Origin of the sequence: Mycobacterium sp., from assembly GCF_050701675.1 — a bacterium.
In the GTDB taxonomy this organism is placed as follows: Bacteria; Actinomycetota; Actinomycetes; order Mycobacteriales; family Mycobacteriaceae; genus Mycobacterium.
Genome location: NZ_JBOGDD010000443.1, coordinates 1 through 7389, shown reverse-complemented (window position 1 = coordinate 7389; position 7389 = coordinate 1). Strand labels below are relative to the sequence as shown.

At 68.3% G+C, this 7389-nt stretch carries 8 protein-coding genes; 6 read left to right on the top strand and 2 right to left on the bottom strand.

Going from position 1 to position 7389, the window contains the following annotated elements; all coding sequences use genetic code 11:
• Positions 1–2: 2 nt before the first annotated feature.
• Complete coding sequence (locus tag ACRDUX_RS13385) at positions 3–725, bottom strand: phosphotransferase family protein (RefSeq protein WP_526414513.1); 723 nt, start codon at positions 723–725, stop codon at positions 3–5.
• A 22-nt stretch (positions 726–747) separates the two neighbouring features.
• On the bottom strand, positions 748–1218 hold the full coding sequence (locus tag ACRDUX_RS13380) for a carboxymuconolactone decarboxylase family protein (protein ID WP_526414512.1): 471 nt from the start codon (positions 1216–1218) through the stop codon (positions 748–750).
• A gap of 49 nt (positions 1219–1267) precedes the next feature.
• Here ACRDUX_RS13380 and pdxR point away from each other — a divergent pair, with 49 nt between their 5' ends.
• The 6 genes from pdxR to ACRDUX_RS13350 form a co-directional block, all read left to right on the top strand.
• Positions 1268–2680 (top strand): MocR-like pyridoxine biosynthesis transcription factor PdxR, encoded by a 1413-nt coding sequence (pdxR, locus tag ACRDUX_RS13375; protein ID WP_526414511.1) that lies wholly within the window; start codon positions 1268–1270, stop codon positions 2678–2680.
• A 47-nt stretch (positions 2681–2727) separates the two neighbouring features.
• The gene (locus ACRDUX_RS13370) at positions 2728–3126 is read left to right on the top strand and encodes a GtrA family protein (RefSeq protein ID WP_526414514.1); all 399 of its coding nucleotides are present in this window, start codon (positions 2728–2730) and stop codon (positions 3124–3126) included.
• A gap of 31 nt (positions 3127–3157) precedes the next feature.
• The gene (dprE1, locus tag ACRDUX_RS13365; RefSeq protein ID WP_526414510.1) at positions 3158–4519 is read left to right on the top strand and encodes a decaprenylphosphoryl-beta-D-ribose oxidase; all 1362 of its coding nucleotides are present in this window, start codon (positions 3158–3160) and stop codon (positions 4517–4519) included.
• A complete protein-coding gene (gene dprE2, locus ACRDUX_RS13360) occupies positions 4520–5302 on the top strand; it encodes a decaprenylphospho-beta-D-erythro-pentofuranosid-2-ulose 2-reductase (protein WP_526414509.1) in 783 nt (260 codons plus the stop codon).
• Positions 5303–5306: 4 nt separating this feature from the next.
• Positions 5307–7157 (top strand): arabinofuranosyltransferase, encoded by a 1851-nt coding sequence (locus ACRDUX_RS13355; protein WP_526414508.1) that lies wholly within the window; start codon positions 5307–5309, stop codon positions 7155–7157.
• A gap of 6 nt (positions 7158–7163) precedes the next feature.
• Positions 7164–7389, top strand: a 226-nt coding sequence (locus ACRDUX_RS13350; protein ID WP_526414507.1) for a hypothetical protein, incomplete at its 3' end; no start/stop codon positions are given.

Sequence of the window (7389 nt, the reverse complement as noted above, 5' to 3'; positions counted from 1 at the left end):
AGTTAGACCATCCGCCCGCACGCTGCGACCAGCAGGGTGTCGTCGGGGTGATTGGCGGCCGCGGCCACGACCGCGGCACGGGCCACCTGCTCAAGCACCGGCCAGGGATCGCCGGGCGGCAGGGCCGGACCGCCTGCGCCGCGGTAACCGTCGAGGAAGCGGTGCCAGTCATCGTCGGGCACCAGCCCGGCCGCCCAGAATCCGGCCGGCCGGGCCAAATCCCACACCGGGTCGCCGACGCCGAGGTCGTCGACGTCGATCAACTGCCACGCCTTGCCGTCATGGCCGAGCTGACCGAGATGAAAGTCCCCGTGCGTCAACGCGATCGGCCGGTCCGTGGTCGCAGTCAGGTCCAGACCTGCCGAGGCCCGGCGGATCACGTCGGAGCCGGGACCATCGCCCAGCCGTGCGAGTGCGCGGCTCAGGCGGTCCGGCGCGCCATGCGCCACCACGAGGTTGCCGACCGGCTCGGTGTGCAGCTGCGCCAACAGTTCTCCCGCTCGCCGCCACGGCAGGCGAGCGGGGTCGGGGCGCACCATCTCCAGCCGGGGCCAGCGAGTGAGCCAACGACCGTCGACCGCTTGCGGTTCGGACGTGAGCGGTGACGCGAGGACCCCAGAACGCACGGCGACCCGCAGGCGTCGTCGAAGCGCCTGCGGGTCGGTGCCTGGCCGGTGCAACTTCAGCACGACGTCACCCTCGTAGGAGATCTGCGCGTCGGGCACCCACCCATCCTCGTCGAACGTGTCAGCGGCGCGGGGCCTTCATCCGCGTCGCCACGTTGAACCGGTTCCACGCGTTGATGGTCACCGCCATCGCGATCACCTGGGCGAGTTCCTTCTCGCTGAAGACCTCGGCGGCCTTGGCGTAGACCTCGTCGGAGACGTGGCCGTGGTGGAGTTCGGTGACGGCCTCGGTGAGCTCCAGTGCCGCCCGTTCCCGATCGGTGAACAGACTTCCCGCTTCATCCCACGCCGCGACGAGCGCGAGTCGCTGTTCGGTCTCGCCCCGCTTGCGGGCGTCGGCGACGTGCATGTCGAGGCAGAACGCACAGTGATTGATCTGCGAGGCCCGGATCTTGAGCAGCTCGCCGATCGTCGGGTCGACGTCCTTTGCGGAGGCGGTGCTCAACCTCATCATGGCGTCGTACAACTCCGGCGCGACCTTGTAGATCGCGAGGCGGTCGATGGCGGTGGGGTGTTCGAGTGTCTGCGTCATGTCCACCACGCTAGCGATCAAAGAACCATCAGCATGGTTCAATTCGAGTGTGACTTCATGGGCCAATACTGGCACCCGCGATCTGCACCTCGACCTGCGCGACGCCATCACGCCTGGGACGCGCGGAGTGCGGGAACTCCTGCTCACAGCCCTGCGCGACGCCGTGCGGACCGGCAGGCTCGCGGCGGGCACCATGCTGCCGCCGTCGCGGGACCTTGCCGCCGACCTCGGATTGGCCCGCAACACCGTCGCCGAGGCCTACGCCGAGCTGGTCGCCGAGGGCTGGCTCGCATCGCGCCAGGGCGCGGGCACCTGGGTGGTCAACAGCCGTGCCACACCGCTGCCCGCCCGGCCGAGGGGCGTTCCCGGCGTCCCGACACACAACCTGACGCCCGGTTCACCCGACGTCGCCGAATTCCCAAGGAGTGCGTGGCTGGCCTCAACCCGGCGAGCGCTGGGCACCGCACCCAACGAGGCGCTGCGGATGGGCGACCCGCGGGGTCGGATCGAGCTGCGCGAGGCGCTCGCCGAGTACCTCGGCAGGGTCCGCGGGGTGCGCACCACCCCCGACTCGATCGTCATCTGCGCGGGCACCCGCCACGCCGTGGAGATCCTCGGCCGCGTCTTCTCCGGCGCAGGCCCGATCGCCGTGGAGGCCTACGCGCTGTTCCTGTTCCGCGAGGCGCTCACCGCGATGGGCGTGGCGACGACGCCCATCGCCGTCGACGACCACGGCGCCGTCGTCGACGACCTGCACGGGCTCGACACACCCGCCGCGCTGCTCACCCCCGCGCACCACTTCCCGCACGGCGTACCACTGCACTCCACCCGTCGCACCGCGGTACTGAACTGGGCGCAGCGCTCCGGTGGATATCTCTTCGAAGACGACTACGACGGCGAATTCCGGTATGACCGCCAACCCGTCGGCGCGGTGCAGGGACTCGACCCCGAGCGGGTGGTGTACCTCGGATCGGCCAGCAAGAGCCTGGCACCCGCGCTGCGCCTGGGCTGGATGGTGCTTCCCGACGACCTGATCGACCGGGTTTTGGTGGCCATGGGTGGTCAGCAGTTCTACGTCAACGGAATCGCCCAGCTGACGATGGCCGACTTCATCGCAAACGGCAGCTACGACAAGCACATTCGCCGCATGCGGCAAAGCTACCGGCGCCGCCGCGACCGCCTCGTCGAGAGACTGCAACCATTCGACGTCGGCATCAGCGGGCTGTCGGCCGGGCTGCATCTGCTGCTGGCCCTGCCCGACGGCACCGAGGCCGAGGTGCTGCGCCGCGCCGGCGAGGCCGGTATCGCACTCTCCGGCCTGGCACTGCTCCGCCACCCTGACGCAGGTCCCGAGATCCCTTCCGCCGACGGCATCGTCGTCAACTTCGGCACCCCGGCCGAGCACGCGTTCGGCCCGGCGGTCGACGCCCTGTGCGGAGTGCTCGAGAGCGTGAACTGGTGAGGCTCCACGAGCGGGCTGGCTAAGCTGCCCGCGTGGCCGAGCCCCCGATGTCTCCCAACCTGAGCCTGACCACCCAGGCGTGGCGGTTCATCGTCACCGGTGGGCTGTCGGCGATCGTCGACTTCGGCCTCTACGTGCTGTTGTACAAGGCGGTGGGGCTGAACCCCGATCTCGCCAAGACCATCAGTTTCGTCGCAGGCACCACCACCGCGTACCTGATCAACCGCCGCTGGACGTTCCAGGCACCTCCAAGCACGGCCCGCTTCATCGCAGTCGTCGCCCTGTACGCCGTCACCTTTGCGGTCCAGGTCGGCCTCAACCATCTGTTCCTACATCTGCTGCATTACACCGCCACCGCCGTCGTGGTCGCGTTCGTCATCGCGCAGGGCACCGCCACCGTCATCAACTTCGTGGTCCAGCGGGCAGTCATCTTCCGGTTGAAGTAGCCACGTGGATGCAGGCGGTACCCTCGTCACGATGTTTGCAACCACCACCAAGCGGCTGACGGGCTGGAGCCGTACCGCGCCCACCGTCGCGCAGGTGCTGTCGACACCGGATGCGGAGACCATCGCCGACGCCGTGGCGAGAGCAGACGGGCGGGGTGTGATTGCGCGCGGGCTTGGTCGCTCGTACGGCGACAACGCCCAAAACGGCGGCGGGCTCGTCATCGACATGACCGCCATGAACAAGATCCACTCCATCAGCGCCGAGACGCGTCTCGTCGACCTCGACGGCGGCGTCAGTCTCGATCAGCTGATGAAGGCCGCGCTGCCGTTCGGACTCTGGGTGCCGGTCCTTCCTGGCACCCGTCAGGTCACCATCGGTGGTGCCATCGCCTGCGACATTCACGGCAAGAACCACCACAGCGCAGGCAGCTTCGGCGACCACGTCCGGTCGATGGATCTGCTCACCGCGGACGGGCAGGTTCGGAGCATCACACCGGACGGCCAGGACGCCGAGTTGTTCTGGGCCACCGTCGCCGGGAACGGGCTGACGGGCATCATCCTGCGGGCGACCATCGAGATGACGCCCACCGAGACCGCCTACTTCATCAACGACGGCGACAACACCGCGAACCTCGACGAGACGGTCGCCTTCCACAGTGACGGCAGCGAAGCCGACTACACGTACTCCAGTGCATGGTTCGACGCCATCAGCGCACCGCCGAAACTGGGCCGGGCGGCCATCACCCGCGGCCGGCTCGCGCGGCTGGACGAGCTCCCGGACAAGCTTGCGAAGGACCCGCTGAAGTTCGACGCACCGCAGCTGATGACGGTGCCCGACGTGTTCCCCAACGGCCTGATGAACAAGTTGACGCTCAGCACCATCGGCGAGTTGTACTACCGTCGCGGCGGCCACTACCGCGGCAAGGTCCAGAACCTGACGCAGTTCTACCACCCGCTCGACCTGCTCGGCGAGTGGAACCGTGGGTACGGGCCCGCCGGCTTCGCCCAGTACCAGTTCCTGGTGCCGCTGTCGGCAGTCGAGGAATTCAAACGGATCATCCATGACATCCAACGCAGCGGACACTATTCGGCACTCAACGTGTTCAAGGTGTTCGGGCCGGGAAACAAAGCGCCACTGAGCTTTCCGATGGCGGGCTGGAACGTCGCCATGGACTTCCCGACGAAGGCAGGCATCGGCCAGCTGCTCAACGAGCTCGATCGCCGAGTCCTCGAATTCGGCGGCCGCCTCTATACCGCCAAGGACTCGCGCACCACCGCCGAGACCTTTCACGCCATGTACCCGCGGATCGACGAGTGGATTGCGGTGCGCCGCAAGGTCGATCCCGCCGGGGTGTTCGCCTCGGACATGGCCCGACGCTTGGAGCTTCTCTAAATGGTGTTCGACGGCGTGGGCAACCCGCAGACCGTTCTCCTGCTCGGCGGGACGTCCGAGATCGGGCTTGCCATCTGCGAGCGCTATCTTCGCGACGCCCCGGTGCGCGTGATCCTGGCCGACCTGCCGGACCATCCGCGCAAGGCCGACGCCATTGCCGCCATGACGTCGGCAGGCGCCAAGTCGGTCGAATGGATCGACTTCGACGGGGTCAAGAACGACACCCATCCGGCGGTGATCGAGAAGGCGTGGAGCGGCGGTGACGTCGACGTGGCGATCGTCGCGTTCGGCCTGCTCGGGGACGCCGAGGAACTGTGGCAGAACCAGCGCAAGGCCGTGCAGATCGCCGAGATCAACTACACCGCAGCCATTTCCGTCGGCGTGCTGGTCGGCGAGAAGATGCGTGCGCAGGGCTCCGGCCGGATCATCGCGATGAGCTCCGCGGCGGGCGAGCGGGTACGTCGTTCCAACTTCGTCTACGGCTCCACCAAGGCCGGCCTCGACGGCTTCTACCTCGGGCTCGGAGAAGCGCTGCGCGAGTTCGGCGTTCGCGTGCTGGTGATCCGTCCCGGACAGGTGCGCACCAAGACCACGATCGACCACTTGAAGGCGACCGGAGCCAAGGAGGCCCCGTTTACCGTCGACAAGGAGTACGTCGCAGAGCTCGCCGTGACCGCGTCCGCCAAGGGCAAGGATCTGGTGTGGGCACCCGGGGCGTTCCGGTACGTGATGATGATTCTGCGGCACGTCCCGCGGCCGATCTTCCGCAAGCTGCCGATCTGACGTGATGAGCACAGCCGGCCGGTCGGTGGCTGCCGTCATCGGCGCCGCCGCCGTCTCGGCGCTAGTGTCCGCCGTCTCGCTGGTCGCGATCGCGCGGGTCGAGTGGCCTGCATTCAACTCGTCGAACCAGCTTCATGCACTCACCACGGTGGGCCAGTTCGTCTGCCTCGTCGGCCTTTTCGCTGCGGGCTGGTTCTGGCGAAGGCGCAGGCAGCTGGTCTCCCTTGCCCTCTCCACGGTGTCACTGTCGGCGCTCTCGACCGTCACCCTCGCGATGCCGCTGGGCGCCACCAAGCTGTACCTCTTCGGCGTGTCGGTCGACCAGCAGTTCCGCACCGAATACCTGACGCGGCTGACCGACACCGCGGGGCCGCACGACATGACCTACATCGGTCTCCCACCGTTCTATCCGCCGGGCTGGTTCTGGCTGGGCGGCAGGCTCGCCGACCTGACCGGCATGCCGGCGTGGGAGATGTTCAAGCCATGGGCGATCGTCTCGATCACCGCCGCGATCGTCGTCGCGTTCGTGCTGTGGGCGAGCATGATCCGCTTCGAACTCGCGCTGGTGGTGGCGACGGCGACCGCCGCCGCCACGCTCGCGTACGCACCGGCTGAGCCGTATGCGGCGATCATCACGGTGCTCCTGCCGCCGGTGTTCGTCCTGGCGTGGTCGGGGCTGCGGGGTAAGCCCCGATCGGGCGGCTGGGCGGCCGTCGTCGGAGTCGGCCTCTTTCTCGGGCTCGCGGCGCTGTTCTACACGCTGCTCCTGGCCTACGCGGCGTTCACGCTGGTGATCATGGCGCTGCTCGCCGCAGCGGCCCGGCGCAGCTGGGACCCCCTGCTGCGGCTCGCGGTCATCGCGGTGATCTCGGGCGCGCTCGCGCTGCTCGGCTGGGGTCCCTACCTGCTGGCCGCCACCAAGGGCTCACCCGCCGACAGCGGTACCGCGCAGCACTACCTGCCGTCGGACGGCGCCCAGCTGACGTTCCCGATGCTGGACTTCACCCTGCTCGGCGCGCTCTGCATGGTCGGCACGCTCTGGCTGGTGGTCTACGCCCGCAGCTCAACCCGCGCGGGCGCGCTGGCCATCGGTGTGCTCGCCGTCTACGCGTGGGCTCTGCTCTCGATGCTCACCACGCTGGTGGGCACGACGCTGTTGTCCTTCCGGTTGCAGCCCACGCTGACGGTGCTGCTGACGGCCGCGGGTGCGTTCGGGTTCCTCGAGGTCACGCTGGCCGTCGCGGCGAGGTACACCCCGCGGACCAGACAGCGCGTCATCGCCGCGGGCGCGGCACTGGGCGCGATCGGCGCCATGACGTTCACCCAGGACATTCCCGACGTGCTGCGGCCAGACATCGTCGTCGCCTACACCGATACCGACGGCACCGGGCAGCGCGCGGACCGTCGGCCTCCCGGCGCCGAGCAGTACTACCGCGAGGTCGACGCCAAGATCGGCGAGGTGACCGGGCGACCGCGCAACGAAACCGTCGTGATGACCGCCGACTACAGCTTCCTCGCCTACTACCCCTACTACGGATTCCAGGGCCTGACGTCGCACTACGCCAACCCGCTTGCCCAGTTCAAGGAGCGTTCGGCCGCCATCGAGGGGTGGGCCACCATCACCAAGCCGGACCAGTTCATCGCGGCACTCGACAAGCTGCCGTGGCAGCCGCCGACGGTGTTCCTGATGCGACATGGCGCCAACGACACCTACACGCTGCGACTGGCCAGCGACGTCTACCCGAACCAGCCCAACGTGCGCCGCTACCAGGTCGCGCTCGACGCCGCATTGTTCGACGATCCGCGGTGGGACGTGTCCGACATCGGGCCCTTCGTGCTGGCAATCCGGAAGTAAGTCGCCGTGACGGGTCAGAGTGCGCCGACCGGCCAACTAACATCTAGCCCCGTGACGCGAGCCGGGGCCAACCACAGGACCGCGCGGCTCGTCGCCATCGTCGCCGGCCTGTTGGGTGCGCTCCTCGCGGTCGCCACGCCGTTCCTTCCCGTCACCCAGACCACCGTCCAGCTCAACTGGCCGCAGAACGGCGTCATGCAGAGCGTCGACGCCCCGCTCATCGGGTATGTGG

Excerpts from the sequence above, each read along its gene's own strand:
- ACRDUX_RS13380 (WP_526414512.1), bottom strand. The coding sequence starts at position 1,218 with ATGACGCAGACACTCGAACACCCCACCGCCATCGACCGCCTCGCGATC.
- ACRDUX_RS13370 (WP_526414514.1), top strand. The coding sequence starts at position 2,728 with ATGTCTCCCAACCTGAGCCTGACCACCCAGGCGTGGCGGTTCATCGTC.
- dprE1 (WP_526414510.1), top strand. The coding sequence starts at position 3,158 with ATGTTTGCAACCACCACCAAGCGGCTGACGGGCTGGAGCCGTACCGCG.
- dprE2 (WP_526414509.1), top strand. The coding sequence starts at position 4,520 with ATGGTGTTCGACGGCGTGGGCAACCCGCAGACCGTTCTCCTGCTCGGC.
- ACRDUX_RS13355 (WP_526414508.1), top strand. The coding sequence starts at position 5,307 with ATGAGCACAGCCGGCCGGTCGGTGGCTGCCGTCATCGGCGCCGCCGCC.